Source organism: Pseudomonas sp. NPDC089534 (assembly GCF_044749305.1).
GTDB lineage: Bacteria > Pseudomonadota > Gammaproteobacteria > Pseudomonadales > Pseudomonadaceae > Aquipseudomonas > Aquipseudomonas ekonensis.
In genome coordinates, this window is record NZ_JBIVHR010000057.1 from 1 (window position 1) to 17,109 (window position 17,109).

Below are 17,109 nucleotides of genomic sequence, written 5' to 3' on the forward strand. Positions count from 1 at the left end.
CTACCTTCAGTCCTTACCGGGGTCAACCTCCACGCGGCAAAAGAGCACTTGAAGACGTCGGTTTTTCAGGGTTGCGGAGGTTAACCCCTCAACGCTCGGAATGCAAAGCCTCTGATCGAAAACCGCTGGTCGGGGCATCACGCGGCGACTATCATGCGCGCCTTCGAATTCAGCCTAAACAAGGCCAGAACCCATGCTAGTACTGGGATTGGAAACGTCCTGCGACGAAACCGGCGTCGCGCTCTACGACAGTGAACGCGGCCTCTTGGCCGACGCGCTGTTCAGCCAGATCGACCTGCACCGCGTCTACGGCGGCGTGGTGCCGGAGCTGGCTTCCCGCGATCACGTCAAGCGCATGCTGCCGCTGATCCGCCAGGTGCTGGCCGAGGCCGGCTGCGTGCCGACCGAGATCGACGCGATCGCCTACACCGCAGGCCCCGGCCTGGTCGGTGCCCTGCTGGTGGGCGCTTCCTGCGCCCAGGCGCTGGCCTTTGCCTGGGGCATTCCGGCGCTGGGCGTGCACCACATGGAAGGCCACTTGCTGGCGCCGATGCTCGAGGCGCAACCGCCGGAGTTTCCGTTCGTCGCCTTGCTGGTCTCCGGCGGTCATACGCAGCTGGTCCAGGTGGACGGTATCGGCCAGTACACCTTGCTCGGCGAGACCCTCGACGATGCCGCCGGCGAAGCCTTCGACAAGACCGCCAAGATGATGGGCCTGAACTATCCGGGCGGGCCCGAGATCGCCAAGGCGGCGGAACGGGGCGTAGCCGGCCGGTTCACCTTTCCGCGCCCGATGTGCGACCGCCCGGGCCTGGACTTCAGCTTCAGCGGCCTGAAGACCTTCGCCCTCAACACCTGGCAGCAGAGCGTCAGCGCCGGGGACGACGGCGAGCAAGCCCGTTGCGACATCGCGCTGGCGTTCCAGCAGGCCGTGGTGGAGACTTTGACCATCAAGTGCAAGCGTGCCCTCAAGCAGGCCGGCATGAAGCGCCTGGTGATCGCCGGCGGCGTCAGCGCCAACCGGGCGTTGCGTGCGTCGCTGGAGAAAATGCTCGGCGACATGAAAGGCAGCGTGTTCTATGCCCGTCCGCAGTTCTGCACCGACAACGGCGCGATGATCGCATTCGCCGGTTGCCAGCGGCTGCAGGCCGGCCAGCAGGAAAGCCTGGCGATCAGCGTGCAGGCGCGCTGGCCGATGGAGCAGTTGTCCGCGCTGGGATGAGCGCCGTTCATGGGCGGCATTCAGAAATGCCGTTCGCGCCCGGCGAACAGGTCGCGTAGATTGCCCCGGTGCCGCCAGACGATCAGCAGCGTGAGCGTGCTCATCGGCAGCAGCGCCGCCGGTTCCTGCCAAGCCAGCAGCGGCAGGGTGAGGGGGGTGGCAATGAGGGCCGCCAGCGAGCTGGTGCGGGTCAGGTAGAACGTCAGCAGCCAGGCGCATACGGCCAGCAGCGCGGCGGGCGGATACAGCCCCAGCAGCATGCCGGCCGCCGTGGCGACGCCTTTGCCGCCGCGAAAACGGAAGTACAGCGGGAACAGGTGACCGATCACGGCGCAGACGCCGATCCACGCCTGGTCCTGCAGCGACAGGCCTGCCGCCGAGGCGATCAGCACCGGCAGCAGGCCTTTGCACAGATCGCCGAGCAGGGTCAGGATCGCCAGTTTGCGACCGGCCAGGCGCAGCATGTTGGTGGCGCCGGCATTGCCCGAGCCGCTCATTCGCGGATCGGGGTTTCCGGTCAGGCGGCTGAGCAGAATGGCGAAGGACAGCGAGCCGAGCAGGTAGGCGAAAGCCGCCAGTGACCAAAACATGCTAACTATTCCGGGCGAGGACGCCCTGATTCTAACGGCGCAACGCGCCCTTGTCGTGCAACGGAGAAAAGTGCTTGGACAGAGTGTTTATCGAGGGCCTGGAAGTCGACACCGTGATCGGTGCCTACGACTGGGAGCGCGGCATCCGACAGTGCCTGCGCCTTGATCTGAGCTTCGCCTGGGACAACCGTCCGGCCGCCGCCGGCGACGACCTGACCCTGGCGCTCGACTACGCCAGTGTCTCCACGCGGATCCAGGCCTTTGCGCAGCAGGCGCAGTTCCAGTTGGTCGAGACCTTCGCCGAACGGCTGGTCGAGACGCTGATGAGCGAGTTCAAGATCACCTGGGTGCGCCTGAAACTGACCAAGCCGGGCGCCGTGCCGGCCGCCAAGGGTGGCGTGGGCGTGGAGATCGAGCGCGGATGTCGCTGACTCAGGTCTACCTCGGCCTCGGTAGCAATATCGAGCGTGAAACCCACTTGCGCGCGGGGCTCGATGCCCTGGCCGCGTTTCTGGTGGACATCCGCTGTTCGGCGGTGTTCGAAAGCCAGCCGGTGGGCATCAAGAGCGGCCCGTTCTTCAATTTCGTGGTCTCGGCGTTCACCGACCTGCCGTTGATGGAGCTGGACCGCCGCTTGAAGTTCATCGAGGCGGACAACGGCCGCTACGCGCCGGATCGCAAGGGCCTGCCGCTGGACATCGACGTGCTGCTGTACGGCGACCTGACGGGCAATTTCGACGGACTGGTCTTGCCGCGGGCGGAGATTCTGAAAAATGCTTTCGTGTTGTGGCCGTTGTCGCTGATTGCGCCGGATCGGGTGCATCCGGACGCGGGAAAAAGCTTTGCCACGTTGTGGGCAGAGGCGCAGATCGATCAGGAACTGGCACCGGTGGCCTTTGAGTGGCGGGGAGAGCCGTTGACCCCCGAGGATCTGTTGTCGGCCTGAGGCGCCTTCACTGACGCCCTCTTCAGCAGGCAGGCTCCCACAGCCTTGGGTGAGCACAGAGTCCGTAAGCACCGCCATTCCTTGTGCGAGCGGCGGTGCGACGATTCGAACTGCCCGTTTCAGGAGGCCGCCGCCTCCTTGTACGCCTTCAACGCCTTGAGCCGTTCGCGCTTGAGCGCCTCGCCCAGTTCCGGGCCTTTGAATCCCTTCTCCAGCAACGGCTGAACCGCCACGCTGCGCGCCACCGTCGCGGCGCCACGCAAGTAGTCCGCCTGTGGGTAACTGCGCTGTTCCAGGCCTTTGCGCCCGCGGGCGTCCATCTCGCAGGCCGCGATGAATTCCTCGAAGCGCTGCGGCCGGCGATAGACGTCGAAGCTCTGCAGCAGCTCCAGCAGCGTCGTGGCTTTCAGCTCAAGGGCGCGGTGCCCGTGGGTATGGTACTGGCCGACCAGCAGCGCCAGTTCCTGGCACTCCTTCGGGGCCTTGAAGCGTTCGTTGACCGCCTTGATCAACTTCAGGCCTTTGTGCTCGTGGGCGATGTGCCTCGGCCATTCCTCCTGCGGCGTCAGGCCTTTGCCCAGGTCGTGCAGCAGGCAGGCCCAGCGCACGCTCAGCGGTTGTCTGTGCAGGGCCGACTGCTCCAGCACACTCAAGGTGTGGACGCCGCTGTCGATCTCCGGGTGGTGGGCTTCCGGTTGCGGCACGCCGAACAAGGCATCCACTTCCGGCATCAGCACCTTGAGCGCACCGCAGTCGCGCAGCACCTGAATGAACACCTGTGGTTGCTCTTCCATCAGGGCGCGGGAAATTTCCTTCCAACTGCGTTCGGCGGTCAGGGCTTCCAGCTCCCCCGATTCGCTGAGCGTGCGCATCAGTTCAAGGGTTTCGGGCGCGACGGTGAAGCCCAGTGCGGCATAACGGGCGGCGAAACGCGCCACACGCAGCACACGTAGCGGATCTTCGGCGAACGCCGGGGAAACGTGACGAAGAATGCGGTCTTCGAGGTCGCGCTGGCCGTTATAGGGGTCGGTCAGGTTGTGCCCGTCGTCCTCGGCCATGGCATTGATGGTCAGGTCGCGGCGGATCAGGTCTTCTTCGAGGGTGACCTCGGGGCTGGCGTGGAACGTAAACCCGCCATAGCCGCGGCCGCTCTTGCGCTCGGTGCGGGCGAGGGCGTATTCCTCGCCGGTCTTGGGGTGAAGGAACACCGGGAAGTCCGCGCCGACCGGGCGAAACCCCTGGGCGAGCATCTCTTCAGTGGTCGCTCCGACCACGACCCAGTCGATATCGGTGACCGGTTTGCCCAGCAGGCGATCGCGCACGGCGCCGCCGACCTTGTAAATCTGCATAAAAAACCTCCGTTGGCCCGACAGGATAACCCTTGCGCCGGACTTTCGGAGGTTGGAACGGGATCAAAGATGAATGACGGCCAGGTCGAGCCGACCGTAGTCCCCCTCGCTGTGTTCGTTCCGTGGAGGGACGTGGTGGGTCTTCATCACCTGGTCGCCCTGCAGGGTTTCCAGGTGGATGTCGAAGCCCCACAGCCGGTGCAGGTGCTTGAGCACCTCTTCCGTGGAGTCGCCCAGGGGTTTGCGGTCATGCTGCTGGTGACGCAAGGTCAGCGAGCGGTCGCCGCGGCGGTCGATGCTGTAGATCTGCACGTTCGGCTCGCGGTTGCCGAGGTTGTACTGCGCCGCCAGGGTTTCGCGGATGATCCGGTAGCCGCCCTCGTCGTGGATGGCCGGCACCAGCAGGTCGTCCCGCTGGTCGTCGTCGAGGATGCTGAACAGCTTGAGGTCGCGGATCACCTTGGGCGACAGGTACTGCAGGATGAAGCTCTCGTCCTTGAAGCTGCTCATGGCGAACTTGATGGTCGACAGCCAGTCGGAGCCGGCGATCTCCGGGAACCAGCGCCGATCCTCCTCGGTGGGTTCCTCGCACATGCGCCGGATGTCCCGGTACATCGCAAAGCCCAGGGCATAAGGGTTGATGCCGCTGTAGTAGGGGCTGTCGAAGCCGGGCTGGAACACCACGCTGGTGTGGGACGTCAGGAACTCCATCATGAAGCCGTCGGTGACCAGGCCTTCGTCGTACAGGTCGTTCATCAGGGTGTAGTGCCAGAACGTCGCCCAGCCTTCGTTCATGACCTGGGTCTGGCGCTGCGGGTAGAAATACTGGGCGATCTTGCGCACGATCCGCACGATTTCCCGTTGCCACGGCTCCAGCAGCGGCGCGTGCTTCTCGATGAAGTACAGGATGTTCTCCTGCGGCTCGGCGGGGAACCTGGCGTTGTCCTTGTCGCTGAGCTTGTCGGTGCCTTTGGGAATGGTGCGCCACAGATCGTTGATCTGCTTCTGCAGGTGCTCTTCGCGGTCCTTCTGCCGCCGGCGTTCCTCCTCGGCGGAAATCGGATAAGGCCGTTTGTAGCGGTCCACGCCGTAGTTCATCAGGGCGTGGCAGGAATCGAGCAGGTCCTCCACCGCGTCAATGCCGTGGCGCTCCTCGCACTGCATGATGTACTGCTTGGCGAACACCAGGTAATCGATGATCGAGCTGGCGTCGGTCCAGGTGCGGAACAGGTAGTTGCCCTTGAAGAAGCTGTTGTGGCCGTAGCAGGCGTGGGCCACCACCAGCGCCTGCATGCAGATGGTGTTCTCCTCCATCAGGTAGGCGATGCACGGATCCGAGTTGATCACGATCTCGTAGGCCAGGCCCATCTGCCCGCGGCTGTAGGATTTCTCGGTGCTGAGGAAGTGCTTGCCGTAGGACCAATGGTGATAGCCCAGCGGCATGCCGACCGACGCGTAGGCGTCCATCATCTGCTCGGCGGTGATCACCTCGATCTGGTTGGGGTAGGTGTCCAGCGCATAGCGGGCCGCGATGCGGGCGATTTCGCGGTCGTACGCCTGGATCAGCTCGAACGTCCATTCGGAGCCGGTGGAGATGGGTTGGCGCTTCTGCTCTTTGGCGGTCATGTCACTAACCTGCGCTGGAAGAGTTCACGGAAGACCGGATAGATATCCCCGGCCGAGACCAGTTGCTGCTGGGCAAACGTGTCGGAAAAGGCTTCGGCGATGCGTTCGTATTCGTACCAGAGGGCCTGGTGCTCGCGGGGGGTGATCTCCACATAAGTGTAGTACTGCACGAACGGCATGATCTGGTTGATCAGGATGTCGCGGCAGATCGGCGAGTCGTCGTTCCAGTTGTCGCCGTCGGAGGCCTGGGCGGCATAGATGTTCCATTCGTTGCTCGGATAGCGCTCGGCCATGATCTCCTGCATCAGCTTCAGGGCGCTGGAGACGATGGTGCCGCCGGTTTCCCGCGAGTAGAAGAACTCCTCCTCGTCCACTTCCCGGGCGCTGGTGTGGTGGCGGATGAACACCACGTCGATCTTGTCGTAGTTCCGCTTGAGGAACAGGTACAGCAGGATGAAGAAGCGCTTGGCGATGTCCTTGGTCGCCTGGGTCATGGAGCCGGACACGTCCATCAGGCAGAACATGACCGCCTTGGAGCTGGGGTTGGGCTGCTTGATCAGCAGGTTGTACTTGAGGTCGAAGGTATCGAGGAAGGGCACCCGATGGATGCGGGCGCTGAGTTTCTCGATTTCCGCCTCCAGATCCTGGATATCGCCGAAGTTGTCCGGCTCTTCGCGCTTGAGCCGGGCCAGTTCCTCTTTCGCTTCGCGCAGTTTCGACCGGCTGCTGCCGGACAGCGCGATGCGCCGGGCATGGGCCGAGCGCAGAGTGCGGATGATGTTGATGCGCGAGGGGTTGCCCTCGTTGCTGATGCCGGCGCGCACGGTCTTGAAGGTGTCGGTGCCGGTCAGGTTGCGTTTGACCAGGTTCGGCAGTTCGAGGTCCTCGAACATGAATTCGAGGAATTCCTCCTGGGTGATCTGGAAGACGAACTCGTCCATGCCCTCGCCGGAGTTGCCGGCCTTGCCGGGGCCCCGGCCTCCGCCGCCTCCCGGCGGGCGGGCGATGTGTTCGCCGGCGGTGAACTCCTTGTTGCCGGGGTGCACCACGGTCTGCTTGCCGCCGCGGCCATGGTGAAGCACCGGTTCGTCGATGTCGCGACCGGGGATGCTGATCTGCTCGCCGTGCTCCATGTCGGTGATGGAGCGCCGGCTGACGGCTTCTTCGACAGCCTTCTTGATGTGGTCACGGTAGCGCCGCAGGAAGCGCTGGCGGTTCACCGTGCTCTTGTTCTTGCCATTGAGGCGTCGGTCGATCACATAGCTCATGACTGCTCCTTAGAAGCTGTCCTGCAAAGGGCCGAGCGCTCATGCAGCATTGAACCGAATGCCAAGGGACGTACACGCTCCCCCAAGCGCTTTGGGTGCTGCCTGAACCCCGCTACCGCCTTTGGAACACCTTCCTGAGGCCTGTGTAACAGAAAATGCGCACACAGGCCCCGGGCTGACGACAACCGGTCTGACCGGCCGCGGGTTACTGTGATTTCCTGACCCGCAGGTACCACTCGGAGAGCAGTCGTACCTGTTTGTCGGTGTAGCCGCGTTCGACCATCCTGGTGACGAAGTCGTTGTGCTTCTGCTGATCCTCTTTGCTGGCCTTGGCGTTGAAGCTGATGACCGGCAGCAGGTCTTCGGTGTTCGAGAACATTTTCTTCTCGATGACCACCCGCAGTTTCTCGTAGCTGAGCCAGGTCGGGTTCTTGCCGTTGTTGTTGGCCCGGGCGCGCAGCACGAAGTTGACGATCTCGTTGCGAAAATCCTTCGGATTGCTGATGCCGGCCGGTTTCTCGATCTTTTCCAGTTCCTCGTTGAGGGCGACGCGGTTGAGGATCTCGCCGGTTTCCGGATCGCGGTATTCCTGGTCCTGGATCCAGAAGTCCGCGTACAGCACGTAGCGGTCGAAGATGTTCTGGCCGTACTCGCTGTAGGACTCGAGGTAGGCGGTCTGGATCTCCTTGCCGATGAACTCGATGTAGCGCGGTGCGAGGTATTCCTTCAGGTAGCGCAGGTAGCGTTCGCGGGTCTCGGCCTGGAACTGTTCCTGTTCGATCTGCTGTTCCAGCACATAGAGCAGGTGCACCGGGTTGGCGGCGATCTCGTGCGGGTCGAAGTTGAAGACCTTGGACAGGATCTTGAAGGCAAACCGGGTCGACAGGCCGTTCATGCCCTCGTCGACGCCCGCCGCATCGCGGTATTCCTGGATCGATTTGGCCTTCGGATCGGTGTCCTTGAGGTTTTCGCCGTCGTACACCCGCATCTTCGAATAGATGTTGGAGTTCTCAGGCTCCTTGAGGCGCGACAGCACGGTGAACTGCGCCAGCATCTTCAGGGTGTCCGGTGCGCAGTGGGCCCGTGCCAGGGAGCTGTTGAACAGCAGCTTGTCGTAGATCTTCACCTCGTCGCTGACCCGCAGGCAGTAAGGCACCTTGACGATGTAGATCCGGTCGATGAAGGCTTCGTTGTTCTTGTTGTTGCGGAAGGTGTGCCACTCCGATTCGTTGGAGTGGGCCAGCAGGATGCCGGTGAACGGAATCGCGCCCAGGCCTTCGGTGCTGTTGTAGTTGCCTTCCTGGGTGGCGGTCAGCAACGGGTGCAGCACCTTGATGGGCGCCTTGAACATCTCGACGAATTCCATCAGGCCCTGGTTGGCCCGGCACAGCGCCCCGGAATAGCTGTAGGCGTCGGCGTCGTTCTGCGGGAATTCCTCCAGCTTGCGGATATCGACCTTGCCCACCAGCGCGGAGATGTCCTGGTTGTTCTCGTCGCCCGGTTCGGTCTTGGCCACGGCGATCTGATTGAGGATCGAGGGGTACAGCTTGACCACGCGGAACTGGCTGATGTCACCGCCGAACTCGGCGAGACGCTTGGTCGCCCAGGGCGACATGATGGTGTTCAGGTAGCGCCGGGGGATGCCGAAGTCCTCTTCGAGGATCGCGCCGTCCTCGGTGGCGTTGAACAGCCCCAGGGGCGATTCGAACACCGGCGAGCCCTTGATGGCGTAGAAGGGCACCTTTTCCATCAGTTGCTTGAGCTTTTCGGCCAGGGACGACTTGCCGCCGCCGACCGGGCCGAGCAGGTAGAGGATCTGTTTCTTCTCTTCCAGGCCCTGGGCCGCATGGCGGAAATACGACACGATCTGGTCGATGCATTCTTCCATCCCGTGGAAGTCTTCAAAGGCCGGATAGCGGCGGATCACCTTGTTGGAGAAGATGCGTGACAGCCTCGAATTGGTCGAGGTGTCGAGCAGCTCGGGTTCGCCGATGGCCAGCAACAGACGCTCGGCGGCGGAAACGTAGGCGCTGCGGTCCTTTTTGCACAGTTCCAGGTATTCCTGCAGCGAGAATTCTTCCTGGCGTGTGGACTCGAAGCGTTGTTGGAAGTGGCTAAAGATACTCATGACGTCACCTCGCTCGATACGTGGAGCCGACGCCGGATCACTCAGTCGATGCTGGCAAGCAGCCGCTTGAGCAGCTGTTGTTTACCCCCCAGAACTCTTCCGCGCCGACAACCGCGAAAGCTACTCCCGATGACCCGTGCGCCGGTGTACCGGCTCTCCCCTGTTTTGGATGGCCTGGGCTTAAGGATAGTTGGGAATTGGCGAGGTAAAGGCGAGATGCGTAATTAGTTGTGGCAGACCGTTCGTCCGCCACCGTGCAAGCCCGCAGGGGCCGGGGCTTGCAGGTCGCAAAAAAATTATTCGGCGGTGCCTTGGGCGGTTTCCGCAGGATATGTCGTGCGCCACAGTTCGAAGCCGCCGTCCAGGCTGTAGACGTTGGAGAAGCCCTGGCCGACCAGGTAGGCGGCCGCGCTTTGGCTGGAGTTGCCGTGGTAGCAGACCACCACCGTCGGGGCGTCGAGGTCGGCGTTGCGGATGAAGTCGGCGACGGAGTGGTTGTCCAGGTGGTGCGATCCGGCGACATGGCCGTTGGCGTAGGCTTGCGGGTCGCGGATGTCGACCACCACGGCGCCTTGCTCGCGCAGGGCCTGGGCCTGATCCGGGGGAATGCGTTTGAATTCGCTCATGGCGGGTTCCTGTGGTCCGGCTGAAGACGCAGTCTAGCGCGGGGCGCTGGCTGACGAGGTTTGTTGGATGGGTGGGGCGACGGTCGGCAGGACGTTGCCGTGGTCGTCGCATTTGCACGACACGCGTTCGCCGCTGTCGACGTTCATCAGGGTCAGGCTGCCGCCCCACACGCAACCGGTGTCGAGGGCGCAGATGCCGGGCTCGCGGACGTTGCCTTCCAGCGCCGCCCAGTGGCCGAAGATGATCCGCAGGCCGCGGGTCTTGCGCTCCTTGTGCTGGAACCAGGGCTTGTAGCCGGGCGGGGCGGTGTCCAGGCCTTCCTTGCTCTTGAGGTCGAGCTTGCCCTCGGGGGTGCAGAAGCGCATGCGGGTGAAATAGTTGGTGATGACCCGCAGGCGCGGCACGCCCTTGAGGTCGTTGTCCCATTTCGCCGGCTCGTTGCCGTACATGCCGTCCAGGTAGGCCGGGAACAGGTTGTCGTCGCGCAGGGCCGACTCGACCTCTTCGGCGCACTTGAGCGCCTTGCGCAGCGACCACTGCGGCGGGATGCCGGCATGCACCATGGCGACCTCGCGCCGCTCGTCGTAGTGCATCAGCTTCTGCCGGCGCAGCCACTCCAGCAGCTGGGGGCCGTCGGGAGCTTCGAGGATCTCGCGCAGGGTGTCGCTCTTCTTCATGCGCTCGATGTTCTGGCCGGCGGCGAGCAGGTGCAGGTCATGGTTGCCCAGCACGCACACCAGCGAATCGCGCAGGCCGTACAGGAAACGCAGGGTCTCCAGGGACTGCGGGCCGCGGTTGACCAGGTCGCCCACCAGCCACAGGCGATCCAGGGCCGGGTCGAAGGCGACTTGCCGGAGCAGGCACTTGAGCGGTTCGAGGCAGCCTTGCAGGTCGCCCGCGGCGTAGGTCGCCATCAGTGCAGGGCTCCGGGCACGGCCAGGCGGAAGGGCTTGATGATGGCGTCGAAATGCTTGCCGTCGTCGGCGACCATTTCATAGGAGCCCTGCATGGTGCCGACCCGGGTGGTCATCACCGTGCCGCTGCTGTAGGTGTGGCTTGCGCCCGCTTCGATGCGCGGTTGCTGGCCGACCACGCCGGCGCCGCGCACCTCCTCGACATGCCCGTCGCCATCGGTGATGACCCAGTGGCGCGACATGAGTCGGGCCGGCCGGTCGCCGTTGTTCTGCACGGTGATGGTGTAGGCGAAGGCGAAGCGGTCGTGCTCGGGTTGCGATTGGTCTGCCAGGTAGCGGGTGACCACGCTGACGTCGACCTGATAACGGGGATCGGACATGCAAAAGGCCTTAAGAGCGAAGCGCAACGCAGGGGGTGCGGCTGATGGTGTTCAGTCTAGGCAAGTATCGGGCAACAGACCAGCACGGCAGTTGCCCGATGGCGCTCGGCCCGGTCAGTCGGCCTGGGGCGGTTGCGCGGACTTTTCGGCGAGCTGGTCGGCCAGGCGCACGAATGCCGCCAGGTCCAGCTGTTCGGGGCGCAGGCTGCCGTCGACGCCCGCCGCTTCGATCTCGGCGCTGGTGAGCAGTTGCTTGAGGGTGTTGCGCAGGGTCTTGCGACGCTGGTTGAACGCCTCGCGCACCACGCGCTCGAGCAGCCGGTGATCCTTGGCCGGGTGCGGCAGCACGGCGTGGGGCACCAGGCGCACGATGGCCGAGTCCACTTTCGGCGGCGGGTTGAACGCGCCGGGGCCGACGTTGAACAGGTGTTCGACCCGGCAGTGGTACTGCACCATGATCGACAGGCGGCCCCAGTCGCCGCCGCCGGGGCCTGCGGCCAGGCGCTCGACCACTTCCTTCTGCAGCATGAAGTGCATGTCGCGGATCAGGTGCGAGTTGTCCAGCAGGTGGAAAATCAGCGGGGTGGAGATGTTGTACGGCAGGTTGCCCACCACCCGCAGCGTGTTCGGCGCGGCGTTGAGGGTGTTGAAGTCGAACTTCAGCGCGTCGCCCTGGTGCAGGTTGAAGTTGCTCTTGCCGGCGAACTGGCTGTTGAGGATCGGGATCAGGTCCTTGTCCAGCTCGACCACGTCGAGCTGGGCGCCGGCGCCGAGCAGGCCTTCGGTCAGCGCGCCCTGGCCAGGGCCGATCTCCAGCATGCGGTCTTCGGGCTTGGCGTGGATGGCGCGCAGGATGCGGTCGATGATGCCGGCATCGTGCAGGAAGTTCTGGCCAAAGCGTTTGCGCGCCTTGTGTTGGTATTGCTCGGTCATAAACGGGTCTCGGCCATCTGGTAGGCGGTTTCCAGGGCGACCTGCAGGCTGCCGGTGTCGATCCGGCCGCTGCCGGCCAGGTCCAGGGCGGTGCCGTGGTCGACGGAAGTACGGATGATCGGCAGGCCCAGTGTCACGTTGACCGCAGCGCCGAAGCCTTTGTACTTCAGCACGGGCAGGCCCTGGTCGTGGTACATCGCCAGCACTGCATCGCAGTGCTCCAGATATTTGGGGGTAAACAGAGTGTCGGCTGGCAGCGGGCCACGAAGGTCCATGCCTTCGCTGCGCAGGCGCTCCAGTGTCGGTTCGATGATGTCGATTTCTTCATGGCCCAGGTGGCCGCCTTCGCCGGCGTGCGGATTGAGCCCGCAGACCAGGATGCGTGGCCGGGCGATGCCGAATTTGTCTTGCAGGTCGGCGTGCAGGATCCGCGTGACCCGCTCCAGCCGCTGCGGCGTGATCGCATCGGCGATGTCGCGCAGGGGCAGGTGGGTGGTGACCAGCGCCACGCGCAGGCCGCGGGTGGCGAGCATCATCACCACCTGGGCGGTGTGGGTCAGGTCGGCGAGGAATTCGGTGTGCCCGGAGAAGGCGATGCCCGATTCGTTGATCACGCCCTTGTGCACCGGCGCGGTGATCATCCCGGCGAAGTCGCCGTTCAGGCAGCCTTGCCCGGCGCGGGTCAGGGTTTCGAGGACGAAAGCGGCGTTGGCCTTGTCCAGTTGCCCGGCGACCACGGGGGTGCTCAGCGGAGTGTCCCAGACGTACAGGCTGCCGGCCGGCGCCGGAGCGTCCGGCCAGTTGTCGGGGGTGACGGCCAGCAGGCCGACGGCCAGCCCCAGCTGCGCGGCCCGCTCAAGGAGCAGGTCGCGGCTGGTGATGGCAATCAGGGGATGTGGCTGGGCCTGCGAGGCGAGCAGCAGGCACAGGTCGGGACCGATGCCGGCCGGTTCGCCGGGTGTCAGCGCGAAACGCTTGGGTTTCACTGCGCTGCCTGGTCTGCGCCAGGGAGTTTGATTTCTACGTAGGCTTCGTCACGGATCTGACGCAGCCAGGTCTGCAGCTCTTCGTCGTACTTGCGGTTGCGCAGCACGGTCATCGCTTGCTGCTCGCGCGCCTGGGCGGTGCTGTCGGTGGCGCGGCGGCCGAGGACTTCCAGGACGTGCCAGCCGTACTGGGTCTGGAACGGCTTGGACAGCTGGCCTTGCGGCGACTTGGCCATCACGGCGCGGAACTCCGGCACCAGCGCGTTCGGGTCGATCCAGTTCAGGTCGCCGCCGTTGAGGGCGGAACCCGGGTCTTCCGAGTATTTCTTCGCCAGTTCGGCGAAGTCTTCGCCGGCCTCGATGCGGTTGTAGAGCGACTGGGCCAGCTCTTTGGTCTTCGCCTCGTCCCGGACCGGGCTTGGCTTGACCAGGATGTGGCGCACATGCACCTCGTCCCGCACCTGGCCTTCGCCGCCGCGCTTCTCAAGCAGCTTCAGGATGATGAAGCCGCCCGGAGTACGGGCCGGTTGGGTGATTTCGCCAGGCGACATGCTGCTCAGCTCGCGGTCGAACGGAGGCGGCAGTTGGGCGGCCTTGCGCCAGCCCATGTCGCCGCCTTCCAGTGCGTTGTCGCTGGCGGACTTGGCGACGGCCAACTGACCGAAGTCGGCGCCTTGCTTGAGCTGCTGGTAGACGTCCATCGCCTGGCGGGCGGCGCTCTGAATCGCTTCGGAGCTGGCGCTTTCCGGGGTCGGGATCAGGATGTTGGCCAGGTGCAGCTCTTCGGAGAGCTGCATCTTGCCCAGGTCCGAGGCGAGGAAATTCTTCACTTCCTGCTCCGAAACCTGGATGCGCTCGGCCACGCGGCGCTGGCGAACGCGGCTGATGACCATCTCGCGGCGGATCTGGTCGCGGGCTTCCTCGTAGGACAGGCCGTCACGCGTCAACGCGACGCGGAACTGGTCCACGGTCATGTTGTTGCGCTGGGCGATGGTGCCTACCGCCTGGTTCAGTTCTTCGTCGGTGATGCGGATGCCGGAGCGTTCGCCGATCTGCAGCTGCAGGTTCTCGACGATCAGGCGCTCCAGCACCTGCTGATCCAGCACGCCCGGAGGCGGCAGGCCGCCGCCGCGCTTGGCGATGGTTTTCTGCACTTCGTGGACGCGTTGGTCCAGCTGGCTCTGCATGACCACGTCGTTGTCGACGATGGCCACTACCTTGTCGATGGACTGCACTGCGGCGCCGGCCGAAGTACCGAGGAACAGCGCGCCCAGCATCAGCGGGCGCAGACAATCAGAAAGCTTGGTCTTCACGTTGACGATAACCTTGGATGCCTTTGTCGAGGAAGCTCTCTACCTTGGTGCCCATGACACCGCCGAGACCCTTGAGCACAATTTGAAGGAAGACGCCGTGGTCGCCTTTTTCGTTTTCCGGGGCGTTCTGACTGAACTCGTCATAGCTGACCCAGTAACGGTTGATCAGGCGCAGTTTCCAGCAGCAGTTGTCGTACTCGAAGCCACCGAAGGCTTCCAGCGTGCGGTTGCGGTTGTAGTCGTACTGCCAGCGGCTGATGGCGCTCCACTGCGGAACGATCGGCCAGATGACCGAGAAGTCATGCTGCTGGATCTTGTAGTAGTCCTTCACGTAGCCAGGCTGGCCCGGCACGCCGTAGTCGCCGCCGCCCACCGACCACTTGCCGGTGTTCTGGTCGTAGCGGATCTGGTCGTTGCGGTAGCGGTAGCCGACGTTGACCACCTTGTTCGGGTTGTCTTCAGGCTGGTAGTGGAACATCGCGCTGCCCGAGCGCGGGCTGCGGCTGTCCGGATCCCAGTTGTAGTCGGCGGTGGTGCGCCAGTCGCGGTTCCAGCGGTATTCGTACTCAAGCGCATACGGCGAAACGTTCGACTTGGCGTCGTCGCGGTCGCTGAACGCAATGCCTGGCAACTGAACCTCACGGTCCTTGAAGTACAGGGCCTGGCCGACGCTGATGCGTTGACGCTCGAAACCGTCTTCCTCGATCCAGCGGCTGGTCACGCCCAGCGACAGCTTGTTCTCGTCGCCCACGCGGTCGGAGCCGGAGAAGCGGTTGTCACGGAACAGCGACGAATAGTTGAAGGTGTATTCGCTGGTGTCGAACACCGGAATGTCTTCCTGATCCACCTTCGGCACATAGAGGTAGAACAGGCGAGGTTCCAGGGTCTGGCGGTAGTTCTTGCCGAAGTAGGACGTGTCGCGGTCGAAGTACAGGCCGCTGTCGATGCTGGCGATCGGTACGCCACGGCTCTGGTTGCTGTCGAACGTGCCGTTGACCTTGTTCTGCTCTGCCGTCTGCGCAGCGACCTGGGACTTGCCGATGCTGTCCAGATCCAGTTGGTACTGGGTGTACTGGTACTTGAGCGATGGCTTCAGGAAGCCATAGGTCCAGTTCATCGGCAGGCTGACGCCCGGTTTCAGGTTCAGGCGGTCGCCGTTGGCGCGCGCGAGGCCGGTAACGTTGGTGTCGAGGCGCGGTTCCGTGGTGATCCCGTCTTCGTTGACGAAGGTGCCGTTTTTCAGATCACGGTCGAAGCGGACCAGCTCGGTCTCGTAATCGAAGTTCAGGCCTTCCGGGTGATACGGCAGCTGACCATTGAAGGTGATCTGCGGCAGGCGCCCGTACGGCGTGATGTTCGAAACGGTGGCCAGTTGGTACTGCTGGGCGTTCAGTTGCGCGACGTAACTGTCGCCGCGGTAGGTGACCGAACCCTGCTGGTTCACGTAGTCCGCGCTCTTCACGCCGATCTGGTCGGTGTCCAGGTCCTGGAAGTAGTACGGGTCGCTGATCTTGGTGTAGTCGACATAGGTGAACACACGGGAGTCGAGACCGCCCTTGTGCTGCCAGTTGTACATGTAGCGGTTCTTCTGGTAGTCGGTCTGCTTGCTGCGGTCGGTGTCCTCGTCATTGAGGTACGCGGCGCCGAACTGCCCTTCGCTGGACTTGGTCAGGTAGCGGAACTCGCCTTCCATCAGCAAACCGCGCTTGGCCATGTAGCGCGGGTACAACGTGGCGTCGTAGTTCGGCGCCAGGTTGAAGTAGTACGGGGTGACCAGCATGAAGCCGGTGTCGCTGCCGGTGCCGATGGTCGGCGGCAGGAAGCCCGACTGACGGCGGTCGTCGATCGGGAAGTAGATGTACGGGGTGTACAGGACCGGAATGTCCTTGACCCGCAGCGTCACGTTGGTCGCGGTGCCGAAGCCGGTGGCCGGGTTCAGGGTGATGTTGTTGCCCTTGAGCTGCCAGGCGTTGCTGTTCGGTTCGCACGTGGTGTACGTGCCGTCCTTCAGCCGGATGATCGCGTTCTCTGCCCGTTTGGCGTACAGCGCGTTGCCGCGGATGCGCGACTTGTGCATCACGTACTCGGCGTTGTCGACCTTCGCTTCGCCGGTATCGAGCTGCACGTCGGCATGGTCGCCGACGATCAGCGCGCCGTTGTCGCGGATGCGCACGTTGCCCGCCAGTTCGCCGCGGCTCTCGGCCTGGTACAGGTTGGCCTCGTCGGCCTCGACCTGCATGCTGCCCTGACGCATGACCACGTCGCCGGCCAGGCTCGCGACCTGGGAGTCCTGCTGATAGCGGGAGGCCTTGGCGCCGATGAAGGTCGGGGCGTCACTTTTATTCGTCTTGTCATTCATGCCAGGACGAATCGGTTCGATATAGGAACCAGAGCAGTAAGGACCGGTCTCTGCCAGTTGCGCAGCGGTGAGCTTCTCGCGCGGCACCCAGTCGAGGTGACTGTAGTCTTCGCTGCGGGATTTCAGGCCACGGCCCTTGGACTCGGTGACGAGCACGGGTTTGGGGCCCGACTCCTGGCTGGAGCCGCTTTCGGCCGGCGCTTCGCCGGTGGCGCTGACGGCGCTGCCGTCATGCACCGGGCGCGGCGGCAAGGCAGCGGCCGTGGACTTGGGCGCACAGGCCCAGCCACCGGAAGCCGAGACGGAGCAGTCATACTGCTCGGCCGCGACGACGAAGGAACTGGCCAGAGGTTGCATGGCCAGCAGGCTGCCGGTCATCAACAACGGAAATTTTTTACGAAACGCGGGGGATTTCAATGCCATCTTATTAGTCCGGGCTTCCTGCGTGCCATCTGCCCGCGGTGTGGG

15 protein-coding genes are annotated in these 17,109 nt (G+C 63.8%); 3 read left to right on the forward strand and 12 right to left on the reverse strand.

The window, feature by feature from the left end; translation table 11 throughout:
• The first annotated feature begins 193 nt into the window (after positions 1-193).
• The gene (gene tsaD / locus ACIP0B_RS17835; protein WP_400834373.1) at positions 194-1,222 is read left to right on the forward strand and encodes a tRNA (adenosine(37)-N6)-threonylcarbamoyltransferase complex transferase subunit TsaD; all 1,029 of its coding nucleotides are present in this window, start codon (positions 194-196) and stop codon (positions 1,220-1,222) included.
• Positions 1,223-1,242: 20 nt separating this feature from the next.
• Here tsaD and plsY read toward each other — a convergent pair whose 3' ends face one another.
• Positions 1,243-1,812, reverse strand: coding sequence for a glycerol-3-phosphate 1-O-acyltransferase PlsY (gene plsY / locus ACIP0B_RS17840; RefSeq protein WP_400834376.1), 570 nt, complete (start codon positions 1,810-1,812; stop codon positions 1,243-1,245).
• A gap of 74 nt (positions 1,813-1,886) precedes the next feature.
• Between plsY and folB the strand changes: the two genes are divergently transcribed.
• Complete coding sequence (gene folB / locus ACIP0B_RS17845) at positions 1,887-2,243, forward strand: dihydroneopterin aldolase (RefSeq protein ID WP_400834379.1); 357 nt, start codon at positions 1,887-1,889, stop codon at positions 2,241-2,243.
• The gene (folK, locus tag ACIP0B_RS17850) at positions 2,234-2,758 is read left to right on the forward strand and encodes a 2-amino-4-hydroxy-6-hydroxymethyldihydropteridine diphosphokinase (protein ID WP_400834382.1); all 525 of its coding nucleotides are present in this window, start codon (positions 2,234-2,236) and stop codon (positions 2,756-2,758) included. Before folB ends, folK begins: the two co-directional genes overlap by 10 nt.
• Positions 2,759-2,877: 119 nt before the next feature.
• Here the strand turns inward: folK and ACIP0B_RS17855 are convergent, their stop codons facing one another.
• From ACIP0B_RS17855 to ACIP0B_RS17905, 11 genes are all read right to left on the reverse strand, one after another.
• A complete protein-coding gene (locus ACIP0B_RS17855) occupies positions 2,878-4,107 on the reverse strand; it encodes a multifunctional CCA addition/repair protein (protein WP_400834385.1) in 1,230 nt (409 codons plus the stop codon).
• 63 nt (positions 4,108-4,170) lie between these two features.
• Positions 4,171-5,733, reverse strand: coding sequence for a SpoVR family protein (locus ACIP0B_RS17860; protein WP_085586278.1), 1,563 nt, complete (start codon positions 5,731-5,733; stop codon positions 4,171-4,173).
• Positions 5,730-7,001 carry a YeaH/YhbH family protein gene (locus tag ACIP0B_RS17865; protein ID WP_217894766.1) on the reverse strand — a complete coding sequence of 424 codons (1,272 nt, stop codon included), beginning with the start codon at positions 6,999-7,001 and terminating at the stop codon, positions 5,730-5,732. The genes ACIP0B_RS17860 and ACIP0B_RS17865 overlap by 4 nt, the downstream gene beginning before the upstream one ends.
• Before the next feature lie 205 nt (positions 7,002-7,206).
• Positions 7,207-9,129, reverse strand: a complete 1,923-nt coding sequence (locus ACIP0B_RS17870; protein WP_085586276.1) for a PrkA family serine protein kinase — start codon at positions 9,127-9,129, stop codon at positions 7,207-7,209.
• 296 nt (positions 9,130-9,425) lie between these two features.
• Positions 9,426-9,755, reverse strand: a complete 330-nt coding sequence (gene glpE, locus ACIP0B_RS17875) for a thiosulfate sulfurtransferase GlpE (RefSeq protein ID WP_400834390.1) — start codon at positions 9,753-9,755, stop codon at positions 9,426-9,428.
• 33 nt (positions 9,756-9,788) lie between these two features.
• Positions 9,789-10,670 carry a symmetrical bis(5'-nucleosyl)-tetraphosphatase gene (locus tag ACIP0B_RS17880; RefSeq protein WP_400834393.1) on the reverse strand — a complete coding sequence of 294 codons (882 nt, stop codon included), beginning with the start codon at positions 10,668-10,670 and terminating at the stop codon, positions 9,789-9,791.
• Positions 10,670-11,050, reverse strand: coding sequence for a Co2+/Mg2+ efflux protein ApaG (gene apaG, locus ACIP0B_RS17885; RefSeq protein ID WP_400834396.1), 381 nt, complete (start codon positions 11,048-11,050; stop codon positions 10,670-10,672). Before apaG ends, ACIP0B_RS17880 begins: the two co-directional genes overlap by 1 nt.
• Positions 11,051-11,164: 114 nt before the next feature.
• Positions 11,165-11,983, reverse strand: coding sequence for a 16S rRNA (adenine(1518)-N(6)/adenine(1519)-N(6))-dimethyltransferase RsmA (gene rsmA / locus ACIP0B_RS17890; RefSeq protein WP_400834399.1), 819 nt, complete (start codon positions 11,981-11,983; stop codon positions 11,165-11,167).
• Entirely contained in the window at positions 11,980-12,969 is a 990-nt protein-coding gene (gene pdxA / locus ACIP0B_RS17895; RefSeq protein WP_400834402.1) for a 4-hydroxythreonine-4-phosphate dehydrogenase PdxA, read from the reverse strand. Before pdxA ends, rsmA begins: the two co-directional genes overlap by 4 nt.
• Positions 12,966-14,282 carry a peptidylprolyl isomerase SurA gene (surA, locus tag ACIP0B_RS17900; RefSeq protein WP_400834405.1) on the reverse strand — a complete coding sequence of 439 codons (1,317 nt, stop codon included), beginning with the start codon at positions 14,280-14,282 and terminating at the stop codon, positions 12,966-12,968. Before surA ends, pdxA begins: the two co-directional genes overlap by 4 nt.
• Positions 14,263-17,064 (reverse strand): LPS-assembly protein LptD, encoded by a 2,802-nt coding sequence (locus ACIP0B_RS17905; protein WP_400834408.1) that lies wholly within the window; start codon positions 17,062-17,064, stop codon positions 14,263-14,265. Before ACIP0B_RS17905 ends, surA begins: the two co-directional genes overlap by 20 nt.
• Positions 17,065-17,109 lie beyond the last annotated feature (45 nt).